Genomic DNA, 16,655 nt, shown 5'->3' with positions numbered 1-16,655 from the left:
TATGCAGTTATGGCAACCCTCCTCCTAGCTACCGCAGCGACGGTGCCAGCCCGAGCCGAGGAGACGGTCGTGGTGGCGGCGACCGGCGGCGCCTACGAGCAAAGCTTGCGCAAAAATTTCTTCGATGACTTCACCAAAGCGACCGGGATTAGGGTGCAAGTCGTTACAGCATCGGCGCAGGAACAGATCACCAAGTTGAAAGCGATGAACCAAGTTGGAGCGGTCACGTGGGACATCGCGGTACTCGGTGATATTGAGGCTCACAGCAATGACGTGCGCGTCATGACTGAGGAGATGGGCACCTTTTGCCAAGCCTTCGCTGAACGAAAAGATCTGCTGAAGGGCGCTTGCGACAGTTCCGGTGTGCAGCTCAACTCCGGCCTCACCTATATCGTATGGGACGGCGACAAGCTGCCAAACGGTGGCCCAACAACCTGGAGCGAACTGTGGGACGTCAAGCGGTTCCCCGGAGCGCGCACCTTCCCTAACTTCAATGATCCTTGGCGCGTTATGGCGGCTGCACTCGTTGCCGATGGCGTGGCACCATCCGAGCTTTTCCCACTCGACATTGACCGTGCGCTCAAAAAACTAGACGAGCTTAAGCCCTACATCTCGCTGTGGTGGAAGACCGGGGACGCGAGCCAACAGGGCTATCGCACGGGTGAGTATGTGGCAGGCATGGTCTGGCAAACACGCGCCAGCGTACTGCTGAAAGAGGGCCGCAATCTCAAATTCTCGCTGAAAGAAGGCGTACTGGTATCCGACCGAGCCACGCTTGTGAAAGGTGGACCGAACAAAGCCAACGCGCTCCAGCTGCTGAATTTCATTGAGAACTCGGTCGATGGCATGGCGCGCCACTGTACAAATCTTGGCTGCACGCCACCAAGCACCGCGGCAATGGAGAAGATGTCTCCAGAAGATCAGGCCAAAATGCCGCTGAAGCCCGAGGTCTACGCCTCCCTCATTATTCCTGACTTCGAGTGGATCAATGCCAACCGACCGGTGATGCTCGACCGTTGGAACACTTGGCTCCAAAAATAACTCGAACCACACGACTGCGGCAGGGCCGAACCGGAGGAAGATACTTGCAGGACAGCACCCGTTGTGTTCATCGCCCCGAAGTCTCCATGGAAGGGTTCGAGAGCCTTTCCGTACCGACCTACCGGGCGTCAACTATCGTATATCCCAATGCCGAGAGCTTTGCTCGGCGAAAAGACCGCGGGGCGGATGGCTACGCCTATGGCCTTTATGGAACGCCAACGACAAGAGCACTTGAGGCACAGATCAGTGCTCTGCATCATGGCGTTCGCACGCATCTCGTCCCCTCTGGCCTGGCAGCGGTAACTGTGCCAATGATCGCTCTGCTCGATCCGGGCGACGAAGTGATGATTCCAGATACTGTCTATGGCCCGGTAAGGGCGTTCTGCGCCGAATTCCTCGCCCCACGCGGCATCCAGCATCGTGTCTACGATCCGCTTCTCGGCGGTCAAATCGGCGCGATGATAAAAGGCAACACCCGACTGGTATGGATCGAATCTCCAGGCTCCGGCAGCATGGAGGTACAGGACCTTCCAGCGATAGCCCGAGAAGCGAAAGCGCGGGGTGTGCTGGTCGGCTGTGACAATACCTGGGCCTCTCCGCTGCTCTGCAAACCACTCAACCTTGGCGCTGACATTGTCGCGGAGGCGCTCACGAAATACATCGGCGGCCACTCCGACCTGCTTATGGGATCGATCACGGTCAGGGACATGGAATTGAGAACCCGCATCCGTGATGTCCTACGCCTTCTTGGTGTCGGCGTGTCTCCGGACGAGGCAGCACTCGCCTTACGTGGCATTGAGACCCTAGATATACGCCTCCGACATGTCGGAGGTGTGGCCGAGCGATTGGCTCATCGTTTTCGAGAACATCCTGCAGTGTTCAAGATGCTGCACCCCGCCCTACCCGAATGCCCTGGACATGAGCATTGGCTCCGCGACTTCGAGGGAGCCAGCGGGGTCTTCAGCATCGCGCTAAAGCCCAACGCTGGCCAACGTCTCGATGACGCTCTCGGTAATCTTTCGATCTTTGCTATCGGTGCCTCCTGGGGAGGAACACGCAGCCTGATCGCCCCTTTGTCGCTCGACTCTGAACGATCAGTTGCGTCTGCCGCGGTGAAGACTTCACCAGTCGTACGTATCAGCGTGGGAGTGGAGGACGAAGAGGAGCTCCAGAACGACCTCAAGGCCTTTCTTGATGCGCTGATCCACGATCCTGCGGCCCGCTGATCGTCAGTGATTCTGATGCGCTGTTTTAACGTTGCGCATTTCTGTGGTTGGTGGCCGCTACGCGGGAAGCAGCGGCACTTGTGGCGGCGCGCCCGGACCGTTGTCAGATGCCACAGGGAAGTATTTATGCACCCACTCGTCGCTATAGATCGTCGATAAGTACGCATGACCCAGATCTGGAGAGATCAGTACAACCTTGGCGTCTCGGATGCCACGTTCTGCGACGTACCTTTCGAACCCAGCGATTACGCTACCGGTCGATCCGCCAACAAGTAGCCCCGTCTGCCTGGAGAACTTTCTGCAAACCTGTAATCCCTCCTGCTCCGGGACATAGATGATATCGGCTGGGGGAATGTTATCTTGTTCAACGAACCCCGGCCGTTGACTCGTCCCGATTCCGGGTATGAATCTGGCGCCGGGCGGTCCACCGAATGTCACCGAACCTACAGAGTCGATCGCGATTACCTTCGTCGTGGGCGAGAATTCAGCGAAATACTTCGTGCACCCAAAAAGCGTACCAGTCGTTCCGGCTCCGACGAATAGATAATCAATCGACTGAAATTCCTCTACTATTGCCGCTGCGGTCGAGTTGTAGTGGGCAAGAATATTGGCTCGGTTCGCGTACTGATTCGTCCAGACAAGGCCCTTCTCTTGTTTTATCTTGTTCTTGATGTAATCGATCCGGGTCCCAAGATAGCCGCCATTCGCATCTCGCTGCGTAATAATCATCACTTTTGCGCCGAAGTATCGGATCAGTGCAACTTTGTCTTCCAAAGCATTTGCATCTACCACGCATTCGAACGGGATGCCCCGCGCGGCGCAAAGCATCGCCAGAGCTATTCCGAGGTTGCCCGACGATGATTCTATGACGCCGGTGAGCGTCAGATGATTTCGAAACGCATCTTCCAGCAGATATTTCGCGGCCTTTATTTTAATGGAACCCGCCGGATTGAACCCCTCTATTTTGATGTAAACTTTATTTTCATTCCCCGCAAGGCACTGTGACACATCGAGAAAAACGTTGTCGCAAACAAGATCATCCAATCCTGAGCCAATCATCGCACACCCCTATTCCATGAGAGTTATCCGAAGTGCATCGAGAAATTCAAACCGCAGGCGGCATCGAACACTAACATGGGGAACTACTGCCTCTTGGTGCGAAACGTAGACCTTTACCCGACGAGAGGCTGACTTTCGTGCACCGCATCAAGATTCATGGCGCGAAAACTAGACAATTTTCATGGCCGCCTTAATCGCCCCTCGAATGCATCCAATTTGGGTATTCTAGGAGCCGCAGATTTCGCGATCTACGCTGACTCGGTCAGCGGGGCGGGGCGATATCTCTACCTGTCAAGGGGATGGCGATGTGGAAGCCAAGACGATGGTATACCACTGCTCTTGGCTTGGGGATAACCCAGATCATCGGCTGGGGATCAGCCCTCTACTTTCCTGCAGCTATGGGCCAGGAGATCGCAAAAAGCCTTGGAACTCGGCTGGAATACATATTTGGCGGCGTTTCCGCGATGTACGTCGTCGGGGCATTGATCGCCCCATGGATTGGACGAAAAATTGATACACAAGGTGCGCGGCCGATCATGGTGCTAGGCTCCCTGCTAGCCGCCGCAAGCTTCTTATCACTATCAACTGCTCAAACGCTTTTCCACTATCTCGGCTCTTGGCTTCTGCTTGGAGGCATGTTGGCCGCGTCACTTTCCAACGCAGCGTATGCGGCGTTAGCACAAGCCGCTTTGGACAAGGCACAGCGGGCTTTCACGATTTTAATCCTAGCCACGGGTCTTGCCGGCACCATCTGTCTGCCCGCCATTTATGCTGTTGGAAAATCCTTTGGCTGGAGACCGGCCGCGCTAATGATTGGCGGGCTTCATCTGTTGATTTGTATGCCACTGCATTGGTTTGTGCTTCCAAGATTCTCGCGCCAAGGCAATATGGTTGTCCCCGAAAATACTTCACCCTTCTCGGAGCCGGCCCTTGACAGGGCTGCGCGCACCGCTTTCACCGTACTATCCGTGAGCTTGGCATTCAATATTTTTGTGACCACAGGACTTTCCCTGCATTTGGTTGGCATATTGACTGCTGCCAACTTATCTCAAGACGCCGCGATCATTCTGACCAGCGCTGTCGGTCCAATTCAGGTCATGGTCCGAGCGACACAAATCATCGCCGGAAACCTTGTCAATCCGATTGTGTCAGGCTTGGTGGGCGCAGGCTTCCTTCCATTGGCGATTTTCATTCTCTTTCTGTCGATTGGAACAACTGGGACCATCAGCTATCCCGCAGCAGCTGGATTCGCTGTTCTGTTTGCCGTTTCAAATGCGCTCATGGTCGTGGCGCGTGCCGCCATTCCGTACTTCGTTTTCGGTGCGATGCATTTTGGGAGGTGGGCCGGTCTCCTCGCCACATCTCAGAACTTGGCCAGCGCAGCGACACCCATCGCGTTTGCTTTTGCCTTAGAGAAGTGGAATGCGCAAGGCGCGGTGCTCGTGGCGCTGGCGGCAAGCGTGATATCTTTCACTGCGCTAGCCGTTCTCGGCGCAATCGAATGGCGTCCGCCGGGAATGCATCCACCTTCTACCGCACGGCCATGGGCCACAGACCGCTGCTGGCTTCTGAGCCGGTGGAGGAACAAGCGATACTAGTCCACAGACGACGAACCGCGCTGCTGGAGCGACCCGATTCACTGGAGTACGGCGACATGTCGAAATCCCGCCGCAAATGACCTTCAGCTGCGGAGATCAACGATCTTATCGGTCTTGCCTATTACGGTCTGCCGGTGGGTGATCGCGAGAACAGTGACGTCCGCTGCCCGTGCTCGAACATGCTCCATGATGTCGCGCTCGGTAGCCTCGTCGAGTGCTGAGCTTGCCTCGTCCAGGAATAAGATAGCTGGCTCGCCATAGAACGCTCGGGCAATGGCAATGCGCTGGCGCTCTCCGCCTGACAGCTTCAGACCGCGTTCGCCGACCGCGGTCTCAAAGCCGTCAGGCAGGGCTTCTATGAACGAGAAGATCGCCGCCTTTTCGGCTGCGCGGCGAAGACGATCCTCATCACGAGGACGCCCGAGCAGGATGTTGTCTGCCAAGCTTTCATTGAGCAGCATCACGTCCTGCGGCACGACGGCGATCGCTCCATACCAGTCGGCGCGGTCGATCCCGATGAGATCGACGCCATCAACGAGGATGCGACCGCCTTCTGGCTCAAGCGACTTGAGAGCCAGCTTGAATACGGTTGACTTGCCAGATCCAGTCTCGCCAACGAGGAACGTGATGTAACCACGTTCGGCCGAAAAAGAGATGCGCTCGATGCCGCGGCCGTTGCCATAGGCGTAACTGACATCCTCAAACACCACGCGGCCATCCACAGGCGTAAAGGTCGAGTCGTGCGAAGCCTGCCGTTCCTCGGGGGCGGACCACATTATCGCCAGCGGCATGAGGGCGGCGCGGGAACGCGCCACGTCGTCGATGGCGTGGGCAATCATTTCGAACGGCATGTTGAGCTGAAGCAATAAGGTGTTGAACAGCACCATGTCGCCGATGGACAGTTCGCCAACTTGGTATCGCGGTAACAGAAGCAGCAACGTCACGGCGAACTGGATGCTCAGGCCCAGTCCGAGCACGGCAATGTAACCCACGCGTTGCAGCACATAGGCCCGCCAGTTGTCGCGAACTTCCTTGGCCTTTTCCGTGAAGCGCCGGCTCATCCAGTGATGGCTGCCGAAATGCCGCAGGGTCTCCATGGCATTCATCGCGTTGCCGACGAACCGGGCATTCGCCTGACCCGCCGCCACGGCGGCATCAAGGAACACCCGGGCCCGCCGCGTTGCGATGGTGGTCAGGATCACGGCACCTGTCCCGTAGGCGACGACGATCAACACGATCTGCAGGTTGATCAGCGTGCCGAGGGTAACCAACGTCAACAGGATCTGAGTGATGCCAGGAATGAAGACGATGAGACCAAGCTGCACCAGAACGGTGAGCGCGTTGCGACCCTTCTCGCTGGCCGACTGGATTTCCGACGGATTGTGCTCAATGAAGAAGACGGCCGTCTTCTTCAACAGCTGCTGGAAGAAGCGAGTGCTGGTGATGAAACCCAGATTCTCCGCGCTCATGAAGGAGAGGTATTGCACCATGTGTTGCAATGCCGAACTGACACCCAACAGCAGGGCATAGGCTACAAATGCCCAAGCTATTGCGGTGATCTCACTCCCCTGTGGCAACCGGTCAATGAGACGGGAAAAGAGATAGGGAGCTGCAACACTTGCGGCACTAGATAGCAGAACGACCAAGGCCACCAGCAACAAGGTCCAGCGGTCGGATCTCCAGTACGCGGTGAGGACTTCGCGGATCGGGGTAAAGACAACCGGCTTGGTCATTGTCGGCTAGACACCTCCTCTGGATAAGCACATCGTCGGAGCGAAGGGTTAGAGCCGAAGCGACCACCAAACCCCGCCAGCACTTTGGCCTACAGTACCAACAATGGGTAGAGCGTCCGAGTCCCCAGGCCGCACTTTTCATTGACTTATGGAAGAATCGGCGTTTCACAAAGCGGCACTCGGATGGCATCAGCCTTCGGTCCCGTCAACCGCCCCCGCCTCCACGCCTCTATTCCTTTCAGGCCGACTCATCTCGGCGCCGATTGCTCCTTGTCGACAACATGCCAGTCGCGGCCGCCGTAACGGATGCCACCCGCTTTTTGCAGAGCCTGCACCCGCCGATCGACAAGTCGCTCTGTGTTTCTGCGGCCCCAACGATCAGGCGTTGCCAAAGGCTCAGCGATGTCTTTAACCCGTTGATTAATCCGAGCGAAGTCCCCTGCCCAGTTGGCGATCGTATGGATGATCGCAGCATCGAGTTCCGCGTAGTCGATCAGGCGCATTTCTTTAAATTCAGTTTGAGAGTGAGGCGGGACCAGAGGAACGGCAATGCCTGGTGGACTTCGGCCAGACGGCTTTTGGCGATGGTCTCGTGAAGCCGACATTCTGCAACGGCCTTTTACGCCAGCCGAGCCCTTACCTTCACAGTGGGCAGTATCAGCGCGAAAAGGGAACGCCCGCGCGATCGCAATCCGACTGCTCCCGGCATTGCGCATATTCTCTACAGACTTGGCTCGTGACCTGCCTGATCAGATGGGCCTGCTCAGCGATCTTGATGTCGGCTACATTGGAGCATGACGCCCCGGCTACGACATTCCGGCATTCACGCTTCTCTGCACGAGTCATTTTTTGCGCGAAAGCCTTTGACGCGGATTGTTTGTAGTCGTCCAGCGCATCTCGAAGTTCTGCGGGAGCCAGCCATTCGAGATGCTTGTCCCCGCATTGCTTCGCCAGCTCCGTGTTATAGACGTGCCAAACCTGTTCGTATTTCTCCGTCGAACTAGCGAATGTCGGGACGGCCGTTCCCCCGGCCTGATCCGGGGATGGAATTGCACCTGCCATGACTGCTGCAAATGTCATCAGAATAGCAAACATCGATATTCTCCACTGTGCGGCCCCACCACCCCACTATAGTATTCTCCGAACCGCAGCGGAAGCCCGATCCCGCATTGTTAGAGGGACCGCTTTTGCAACCTCGGCCATGGCCGTCTCAATAACATAGGAACGTTCTACCGCTACGGATACTGGAGCACAGGGAGATCGCTTTCCCCCAAAAACGGGGAGCACGTCCATGATGACTTCGGGAAAATTCTGGACAGGCACTGCCCTACACCTTCCGGTCATGCACCCCTGATGCGGCTGAAGCGCTTAACTCCTCAATTTGCTGTGCTTGCCGGCGAGCTTCAACCTTCTCGTTCAACGTCTTTCGGCTGCCGATTGCGACCTCAGCAAGTCGCTTCATTTCCAGAAGCTGGGACAGCACACGACCACGTTCCTCCTGTCCAGCAGGGACGTCAAGAGCATCGGGTAACTTGCTGATCAATGCCTCGATCATAGCCAGCAACATCACCGGCTGCGGATGGCTACTAATCACCGCCACGACGAACTGTTCGAGCGCTTTGCCCTCAGCTTCCAGGGCATTGAGGCGGCTTTCCATCTGAGTGAGGCGACACTCTAAATTGTCCATAGATCTTCAGCCAGGTCAGGCGACGATTGTGCCATGGCAGTAGTGCTTTCATCGATGGCACACGCCGCCATGATGGTCTCTTGGACGTCTTCGCCATGCGTCTCAGGCCACCGAGGCCAGGAACGGATCGGCCTCTCTGAGGAACATGCATGCTGCCATCGCGGCCTCGTGGACGTTTGCACGCTCGACTGCATCGATGGGCGCACGGTTCTCCAGCGTCCTGCATGAGTGGGTCAGCGAATCGTAGACCAGCCACGGATCGGCATCGCGCGCGTACTTGAGAACGGCCTGGATCAGGTGATGTTTCACCGGATCCAAATGCCAGTCCGGTATGCGCTTTCCGCGATTGCCCATGCTCAAGGCGAGCAGCTTGCCGGCCCGGACCTCGTATGCAATCCAGCGCTTCGATTTCCCGACCGCCTTGGCGAATACCGGGAGCGGCAACATCCGCGCAGAGTTGAAGACCGACAGCCGCGCCAAGCGGGCCTTCTGGTCCTGCGACAACTCCGACTGCAAGGCCGTTACCGGCAGACGGACTGCGGACAGCCTGGCAACAGTGATCGCCGAGTTCGCCGCGGCGGGCATTGGCTGGGATGAGCCGTCTGACGCAATCGGAGACGAGGTAGGCGCTGGCGCGGTTGGCCAGTTCATCGCGGGCATCGTGGTCAGCATCTGCATGCCCTCCGGCGTGAACGGCAAATGCTGGCTTGCCTCTTCCACTCGACCTTGTTCCAACAGGTCGAGGCGATCGGCCCAATCCTGCATCATGCGTCGCCGCTGTTCGACATATTCGGCATGGTTGTAGGTCGCACGAACCGCGTTCGGATCGACATGGGACAATTGCGCATCCACCCATTTTTCCGGATAGCCCACCTCATGAAGGGCGGTGGAGAGGGTCCCCCGGATGCCGTGCCCGGTTAGGCGGTTCTTGAAGCCCATGCGCTTGAGCGCCGCGTTGAGCGTGTTCTCGCTGAGGGTCTTTCTGAGGCTCCAGTCGCTGGGAAAGAGATAGATCTGCGCCGGCTTCAAGTCGTCCAACAGGTGACGAACGATTTCCTGGGCTTGCAACGACAGCGGGACGATATAGGGCGGGATATCGCCCGGTCGGAGCCGTTCGCGCTGGATCTTCGTCAGCAATTGCTTCACTACCTCCGGCGGGATGATCCACAGGCCTTGATCAAGATGGAACTGAGCCGGCGTCGCAAAGCGCAACTCCCCCGTCCGCACCCCGGTCAAAAGCAACATCCGCAGGCCGAGCTGCGTGATCAGTCGGCCAGGGTAGTTACGCAGCATGCGCAAGCACTCGGGCAATTCTTCAAGGCGCAGGTGCGGATTGTGGCGTACAGGCGGGGCCGGGATCGCGACGACATCCAGATCGAATGCCGGATTGTGTTGCAGGCCGGGCACCTTGACCAAGGCGAAGCGGAACATCTGGTTGAACCAGCCTCTAAGCTTTTCTGCCTGCGAGAATGCCTTGCGGCGTTCGATCTTCGCTAGCACATCAAGCAGGTCGTGCCGCTGGATGTCGTAGATCGACCGCTTGCCAAGCGTGGGCAGAACATCGTTTTTGAACAAGCGGTCAGCCTGCGAGACGGCGGTGTTGCGGCCTTTTTTCAGCGTCAAAGCTCGATGGGCCTGCCAACTACGGAAGGCAGCTTCGAAGGTGTTTTCGCAAGCCAAGCGAGCGGAGGAGCGCTTCTGCTTGCGATGCGCACGAGGATTGATGCCCTTGGCGACCAGAGCACGCGCTTCGTCCTTCAACGCCCGCGCTTCTCGCAAAGTGACCTCGGGATAGCTGCCGAGCGACATGCGCTTTTGTTTGCCCAGCCAGTAGTAGCGGAAGTGCCAGGCTTTGCCGCCGATAGGGGACACTGCAAGCGATAGCCCGTCAGTATCGTTGAGGGTATAGGGCTTGCCGGTGGCTTTGGCTTGCCGAACTGCCAAATCTGAGAGTGGCATGCTGTTCTAGCTCCTGAACTTGCGTCAGGACCAGATGCTTGTCTCGTCGGCCTCGCTCCTACCAGCATCAATCCGGAATCAGCCGCGCCCGCTTACTTTGGACTTAAAAATGGACTTAAAAGTCCTGGCTGTCAGCGGTTTCCGGTGGACTTCGCTGGACTGAAAGAGTGGCTAAAACGCTGTTCTTTCAGTGACTTGCAGAATTCAATGGAATTCGGCAGAACTCGAATTGGAGCGGGTGAAGGGAATCGAACCCTCGTCAGTAGCTTGGGAAGCTACAGCTCTACCATTGAGCTACGCCCGCGTTGCCGGTGTGCAGTCTATGCGGTGGGCCGGCGGTTGCGCAAGAAACCGGCGCGACCAGGCTGCAGCGACGTGGCGCCGGTACCCGAGCCATCGCCATGCCGGTAGTTGCCGGCGGGACTTTTGTGCGAAGGAACTTCAGCCCCGACGCCTTGTCGATAGGGCATCGGGGCTGAAGTCCCTCCCACAGGGAGCCGTTTCGGCGGCGCCCGTTGCCGCCACTCCCTCGTGCCCGGCGCATGGCCGGGCGCGAATGACGACAGCAGTGCCGCGTTTAGAAGCTGCCGCCGAAGTTCACGAACAGCGAGGTGTCGTGCGCGCGGCTCTGGCCGGTCGTGGCGGCGATGCCGACATTGCTTTCCAGGCCCCACAGCCTGGTCCGCGCGCCCAGCACCACCGAGGCGTAGTTGCGGTCGATGGTCAGGCCCGGCACCGCGTAGGCGCCCAGGTCGGGCATGGTCTGCAGCCATGCGGTGGCCTGCTCGCCCTTCTTGAACTCGTGGTCGTAGGTCGCCTGCAGGTACGGCTTCACTGCGCCGAGATCCAGGCCGGCCTTCCAGCCGATGCGCCCGACCAGCGACTCCACGTCCTGGTCGTAGTAGCCCAGCGCGCTGGAGTTGGGATTGCTCTCGGTGTAGCCGTCCAGCTTGACCTTCTGCCAGATCGCCGCGGCCACCGGGCCGTGCTTGAACGTGCCCTCGCCGAACTCGTAGCCGCCCTGCAGCGCCGCGGTCAGGTTGCTGCCGTCCGGCGAGCCGTTGTGCTCGATGGTGGCCGGGCCGAGGTTGACCTTGCGCTTGACGTCGTAGCTGAGCCAGCTGTAGCTGACCTGGGCGTTGACCCAGGCGTGCTCGCCATACCAGCCGGCGAAGCCGCCCAGGGTGCTGTCGTCCTGGGTGTAGTCGCCGCCGCGGTTGCCGAAGTCGGCATCCACGCGGCCGAAGCCGCCGAAGCCGCCGAACACCCACTCGCCGCGCGACCAGTCCACGCCGAACAGGCCGGCCGGGGCCAGGCCGTCGTACAGGTCGCCGTGCGCATAGCGCTGCATGTCGCCGCGCAGGTTGCCCCACCAGCGCATGCCGTCCGCTTCCGGGCGGCCGTCGACGTGCCAGGCGACCTGGTCGGCGCGCGAGCGGCCGGTGACTTCGGCCGAGTGGCTCAGCACCTGCTGCAGGCGCGGGCCTTCCAGGATCGACAACGCGTACTGCGCCAGGATCTCGTGGGTGCGGCCGGTGGGATGGATGCCGTCGGCGAACACGTAGCTGTCGGCGGCGTCGGCGCTGACGTAGCTGGTCGGGTTGCAGGTCAGCGACTGCGCGGTGATCTGCGGCTGGCAGGCGGTACCGGTGTAGTTGCTGAAACCGTAGGTGGACGGGCTGGCGATCACTTCCTGCAGCAGGTGGAAGGTATCCACCCGGATCACCTGCAGCCCGGCGCTCTTGAGCCCGGCGAACAGCGCGCTGTTGTAGCTGCTGGCCAGCGCGGTGCCCTGCGCCATCGCCGTGGCGCCGCCGGCGCGGAAGCGCGGGGTGAGGCCGACATCGGGGATGGTGGTGACCATGACGTAGCGCGCGCCGGCGTTCTGCAGGCTGGCGACGATGCCCACTTCCGAGGTGACCGCGCTGGCGATGGTGCTCTGCGCCGGTGCGCCGCCCGCCACCGCGAGCAGGTCGTTGGCGCCGCCCCACACGCTGTACAGCGCGTTCGGGTCGGCCTTGCCGCCGTTGGCGGCCAGGTAGTTGCTGGCCTGCGTCGCCAGCGACGGCGCCACGCCCAGCGCGCTGGGGTTGGCCACGCCGACGCGGGCGTTGCCGGCGGCATAGTTGTCGCCGATCTGGCCGTTGCCGTTGGCGTGGCCGTTGACGTGGTAGTAGTCGGCGATGTACTGCGCCCAGACCCAGTCCGGATTGGTCGTGAACTGGCCGGTCACCGCCTGCGCCGAGGCCGGCAGCAGCGGCCGGTAGTAGCCGGCGTCGGTCAGGCTGTCGCCGAAGAACACGGTGCGGCTATAGGTTTGCTGCGCGAACGCGGGCGCGGCGGCGAGCACGATCGCGGCGGCCAGCAACGAACGGAGTGGACGGATGGACGAAGTCATGGATGCCCTCCCGGGCGATAATGAAGGTGACTCGGGGCACGGCCAGAACATACGCAGCCGCATGGCGACATGATTTCACCTCTGCCCCTCACGCTCACGTTGCACTGCCGCAATAAATCGCGCACCCGGCGGCACGCATTGCACAATGATGACATGAACATCGAATTGAACGGCCAGGCCCGCCCCGTGCAACCCCACACCACCGTCGCCGCCCTGCTGATCGAGGAAGGGCTGGCGCAGCGCCGCGTCGCGGTCGAGGTCAACGGCGCGATCGTGCCGCGCGGCGCGCACGCCGCGCACGCGCTGCACGACGGCGACCGGGTCGAGATCGTGCACGCGCTGGGCGGCGGCTGAATCCCGCGCGGCGCGATGCGCCTTTCCCGACTCGGCAGCGCCGGGTGCGATGGGCGATAATCCGGCGATGAACGCTCCCGCCCCCCACGACGCGCTGGTGATCGCCGGCAAGCCCTACCGTTCCCGCCTGCTCACCGGCACCGGCAAGTTCCCCGATCTCGCACAGACCCGGCAGGCCACCGAGGCCGCCGCCGCCGAAATCGTCACCGTGGCGATCCGCCGCTCCAACATCGGCCAGACCCCCGGCGAGCCCAACCTGCTCGACGTGCTGCCGCCGGAGCGCTACACCATCCTGCCCAACACCGCCGGCTGCTACAGCGCCGAGGACGCGGTGCGCACCTGCCGCCTGGCGCGCGAACTGCTCGACGGCCACAACCTGACCAAGCTGGAAGTGCTGGGCGACCAGCGCACCCTGTTCCCGGACGTGGTGCAGACCCTGAAGGCGGCCGAGATCCTGGTCGCCGACGGCTTCGAGGTGATGGTCTATACCAGCGACGACCCGATCCTGGCCAAGCGCCTGGAAGAGATCGGCTGCGTGGCGGTGATGCCGCTGGCCGCGCCGATCGGCTCCGGGCTGGGCATCCAGAACCGCTACAACCTGCTGGAGATCATCGACAACGCCAAGGTGCCGATCATCGTCGACGCCGGCGTCGGCACCGCCTCGGACGCGGCGATCGCGATGGAGCTGGGCTGCGACGGCGTGCTGATGAACACCGCCATCGCCGGCGCGCGCAACCCGGTGCTGATGGCCAGCGCGATGCGCAAGGCGGTCGAGGCCGGGCGCGAGGCGTTCCTGGCCGGGCGCATTCCGCGCAAGCGCTATGCCAGCGCGTCGTCGCCGGTCGACGGGCTGATCGGCTGAGGCCACGCGCATGACCGATCCGTTCTCCAGCGCCGGCGCCAAGACCCCGCCCAAGCCCTTCACCATCGAGGAAGGCCGCCGCCAGGTGCGCAGTTTCGTGCTGCGCCAGGGCCGCTTCACCCCCGCCCAGCAGCGCGCGTTCGACGAGCTGTGGCCGCGTTTCGGCCTGGACTACAGCGGCCAGCCGCGCGATCTCGACGCCACCTTCGGCCGCACCGCGCGCAAGGTGCTGGAGATCGGCTTCGGCAACGGCGAGGCGCTGCGCTTCGCCGCACGCCACGACCCGGCCCGCGACTACATCGGCATCGAGGTGCACGCCCCCGGCGTGGGCCGCGTGTTGAACGCGCTGGCCGCCGACGGCAGCGACCACGTGCGCCTGTACCACCACGACGCGGTGGAAGTGCTGGAGCACGAGATCGCCGACGGCGCGCTCGACGAAGTGCGCATCTACTTCCCCGACCCGTGGCACAAGAAGCGCCACAACAAGCGCCGCCTGCTGCAGCCGGCGTTCGCCGCGCTGCTGGTGCGCAAGCTGCGCGCCGGCGGCCGCCTGCACGCGGCCACCGACTGGGCCGACTACGCCGAGCAGATGTGGAACGTGCTCGATGCCACCGCCGGCCTGGTCAACCGCGCCGGCCCGCGCGGCCACGTGCCGCGCCCGGACTGGCGCCCGCAGACCCATTTCGAGACCCGCGGCCAGAAGCTGGGCCATGGGGTGTGGGATTTGCTTTACGACCGGGAATCGGCCGTAGGGAATGGGGAATCGGAACAGCAACCACCACCCCCGGCATCCGCATAGCGCCAGCCTGCGTCAGACCATCGCTTCTGCCATTCTCCATTCCCGATTCCCCATTCCCGGCCCCGCATGGACACCGCGCTGACGCTGACCACCGATATGAAGCTCGTGCTCGGGCTGGTCGGCTTCACGATGGCGATGTTCGTGTTCGAGCGCATCCGCGCCGACGTGGTCGCGCTGGTGGTGCTGGTGGTGCTCGGCGTCACCGGGCTGATCGCGCCGGAAGAGCTGTTCAGCGGCTTCTCCGGCAACGCGGTGATGAGCATCATCGCCACCACTATCCTCGGCGCCGGGCTGGAGCGCACCGGCGCGCTGAACCGGCTGGCGTCGTGGCTGCTGCGCCGCGCGCACGGCGTGGAAGAGCGGCTGATGCTGCTGACCACCGGCATCGCCGGGCTCAATTCCTCGTTCATGCAGAATCCGTCGGTGATGGCGCTGTACCTGCCGGTGGCCTCGCGCCTGGCCGCGCGCACCGGGCTGACCCTGCAGCGCCTGCTGCTGCCGATCGCCGCGGCGATCGTGATGGGCGGCGCGCTGACCATGGTCGGCAACTCGCCGCTGATCCTGCTCAACGACCTGCTGCAGTCGGCCAACAACAACCTGCCCTCGGGCATGGCCACGATCGAGCCGCTGCGCATGTTCGCGCCGCTGCCGATCGGCGTGGCGCTGCTGCTGGCGTCGCTGGTCTACTTCCGCGTGCGTGGCGACCGCACGCTGATGGAAGAGGAACAGCTGATCAACAACGGGGTCACCCCGGCGCGCACCGAGAGCTACTTCGCGCGCACCTACGGCATCGAGGGCGACGTGTTCGAGCTGATCGTCAGCGCCGACAGCCCGTTGGTCGGGATGACCCTGGGCGAGGCCGAGACGGTGCACGACGCGCCGCTGCTGCTGGCCCTGAAGACCGGCAACGACACCCGCCTGGCGCCGCCGGCGGACATGCGCATCTGGGTCGGCAGCGTGCTCGGGGTGATGGGCGCGCGCCAGCAGGTGGCCGATTTCGCGCAGAACCAGTTCCTGCGCCTGTCCTCGCGGCTGCGCAACCTGGGCGACCTGTTCAATCCCAGCCGCGCCGGCATCTCCGAGGCGGTGATCCCGCCGACCTCGCGCTTCATCGGCAAGAGCGCGGCCGAGCTGCGCCTGCGCAAGCAGGCCGGGATCAGCCTGCTGGCGATCAACCGCGACAAGCAGGTGATCCGCGAGGACGTGCGCAAGGTGCATCTGCGCGCCGGCGACATGCTGGTGTTCCACAGCATCTGGCAGGACCTGGCGCAGGCCTCGGAGAGCCGCGACTTCGTCGTGGTCACCGACTATCCGAAGGGCGAGCACCGCCCGCACAAGTTCAAGATCGCGATGACGATCTTCGCGCTGACCATCCTGATCGCGCTGACCAGCAAGCTGCCGGTGGCGCTGACGCTGATGACCGGCGTGGCCGGTATGCTGCTGACCGGCGTGCTGCGCATGGACGAGGCCTACGCCTCGATCAACTGGAAGACCATCTTCATGATGGCCGGGCTGATCCCGCTGGGCTGGGCGATGGACAGCAGCGGCGCGGCGGCCTGGGTCGCCGGCCACACCATTGCGCGCTTGCCCGACGGCGTGCCGGTGTGGGCGCTGGAGATCGCGCTGGCGCTGCTGACCACGGCGTTCTCGCTGGTGATCAGCCACGTCGGCGCGACCATCGTGATGGTGCCGATCGCGGTCAACCTGGCGCTGGCCGCCGGCGGCAATCCCACCGCGTTCGCGTTGATCGTGGCGCTGTCGGCGTCCAACAACCTGATGACCGCGTCCAACCCGGTGATCTCGATGATCACCGGCCCGGCCAACTATCAGCCGCGCGAACTGTGGCGCGTCGGCGCGCCGCTGTCGCTGATCTATACCGCGGTGGTGGTGCTGATGGTCAACCTGATGTCGATGGCCTGGTGGGGCGCGTTCTAGGCGC

The 16,655-nt window shown here is 61.8% G+C and carries 14 protein-coding genes and 1 tRNA gene; 7 read left to right on the top strand and 8 right to left on the bottom strand.

Translation table 11 applies throughout. The features are described 5' to 3' along the window. Positions 1 to 9: 9 nt before the first annotated feature. Positions 10 to 1,041, top strand: coding sequence for an extracellular solute-binding protein (locus NRY95_05325; protein UYC17384.1), 1,032 nt, complete (start codon positions 10 to 12; stop codon positions 1,039 to 1,041). A 44-nt stretch (positions 1,042 to 1,085) separates the two neighbouring features. After that, complete coding sequence (locus tag NRY95_05320) at positions 1,086 to 2,267, top strand: PLP-dependent transferase (GenBank protein ID UYC17383.1); 1,182 nt, start codon at positions 1,086 to 1,088, stop codon at positions 2,265 to 2,267. 57 nt (positions 2,268 to 2,324) lie between these two features. Here the strand turns inward: NRY95_05320 and sbnA are convergent, their stop codons facing one another. Beyond that, positions 2,325 to 3,326, bottom strand: coding sequence for a 2,3-diaminopropionate biosynthesis protein SbnA (gene sbnA / locus NRY95_05315; GenBank protein ID UYC17382.1), 1,002 nt, complete (start codon positions 3,324 to 3,326; stop codon positions 2,325 to 2,327). Between the two features lie 299 nt (positions 3,327 to 3,625). Between sbnA and NRY95_05310 the strand changes: the two genes are divergently transcribed. Next, a complete protein-coding gene (locus NRY95_05310) occupies positions 3,626 to 4,924 on the top strand; it encodes an MFS transporter (GenBank protein ID UYC17381.1) in 1,299 nt (432 codons plus the stop codon). A gap of 83 nt (positions 4,925 to 5,007) precedes the next feature. Here NRY95_05310 and NRY95_05305 read toward each other — a convergent pair whose 3' ends face one another. The 7 genes from NRY95_05305 to NRY95_05275 all read right to left on the bottom strand — a co-directional run bounded on the left by NRY95_05305 (position 5,008) and on the right by NRY95_05275 (position 12,701). After that, entirely contained in the window at positions 5,008 to 6,657 is a 1,650-nt protein-coding gene (locus tag NRY95_05305; protein UYC17380.1) for an ABC transporter ATP-binding protein/permease, read from the bottom strand. 248 nt (positions 6,658 to 6,905) lie between these two features. Then, the gene (locus NRY95_05300; GenBank protein ID UYC17379.1) at positions 6,906 to 7,160 is read right to left on the bottom strand and encodes a hypothetical protein; all 255 of its coding nucleotides are present in this window, start codon (positions 7,158 to 7,160) and stop codon (positions 6,906 to 6,908) included. Between the two features lie 154 nt (positions 7,161 to 7,314). Then, positions 7,315 to 7,752: a hypothetical protein gene (locus NRY95_05295; protein ID UYC17378.1), complete on the bottom strand. Its 438-nt coding sequence runs from the start codon at positions 7,750 to 7,752 to the stop codon at positions 7,315 to 7,317. Positions 7,753 to 7,984: 232 nt separating this feature from the next. Then, entirely contained in the window at positions 7,985 to 8,344 is a 360-nt protein-coding gene (locus NRY95_05290) for a hypothetical protein (GenBank protein UYC17377.1), read from the bottom strand. Positions 8,345 to 8,446: 102 nt separating this feature from the next. Next, a complete protein-coding gene (locus NRY95_05285; protein ID UYC17376.1) occupies positions 8,447 to 10,303 on the bottom strand; it encodes an integrase arm-type DNA-binding domain-containing protein in 1,857 nt (618 codons plus the stop codon). Positions 10,304 to 10,533: 230 nt separating this feature from the next. Further along, positions 10,534 to 10,607: transfer RNA gene (locus NRY95_05280), tRNA-Gly, on the bottom strand. Between the two features lie 273 nt (positions 10,608 to 10,880). Continuing rightward, positions 10,881 to 12,701, bottom strand: a complete 1,821-nt coding sequence (locus tag NRY95_05275; protein ID UYC17375.1) for an autotransporter domain-containing protein — start codon at positions 12,699 to 12,701, stop codon at positions 10,881 to 10,883. A 153-nt stretch (positions 12,702 to 12,854) separates the two neighbouring features. On the opposite strand from NRY95_05275, the gene thiS reads away from it, so the two are divergent. The 4 genes from thiS (at position 12,855) to NRY95_05255 (ending at position 16,651) form a co-directional block, all read left to right on the top strand. Beyond that, complete coding sequence (thiS, locus tag NRY95_05270) at positions 12,855 to 13,055, top strand: sulfur carrier protein ThiS (GenBank protein UYC18511.1); 201 nt, start codon at positions 12,855 to 12,857, stop codon at positions 13,053 to 13,055. Between the two features lie 67 nt (positions 13,056 to 13,122). After that, entirely contained in the window at positions 13,123 to 13,917 is a 795-nt protein-coding gene (locus tag NRY95_05265; protein ID UYC17374.1) for a thiazole synthase, read from the top strand. A 10-nt stretch (positions 13,918 to 13,927) separates the two neighbouring features. After that, complete coding sequence (gene trmB / locus NRY95_05260) at positions 13,928 to 14,716, top strand: tRNA (guanosine(46)-N7)-methyltransferase TrmB (GenBank protein ID UYC17373.1); 789 nt, start codon at positions 13,928 to 13,930, stop codon at positions 14,714 to 14,716. A 66-nt stretch (positions 14,717 to 14,782) separates the two neighbouring features. Next, complete coding sequence (locus NRY95_05255; GenBank protein UYC17372.1) at positions 14,783 to 16,651, top strand: SLC13 family permease; 1,869 nt, start codon at positions 14,783 to 14,785, stop codon at positions 16,649 to 16,651. Positions 16,652 to 16,655 lie beyond the last annotated feature (4 nt).

The organism is Xanthomonas campestris pv. phormiicola, assembly GCA_025666215.1.
Taxonomy (GTDB): domain Bacteria; phylum Pseudomonadota; class Gammaproteobacteria; order Xanthomonadales; family Xanthomonadaceae; genus Xanthomonas_A; species Xanthomonas_A campestris_A.
This window is presented reverse-complemented; position numbering and strand designations above follow the sequence as displayed.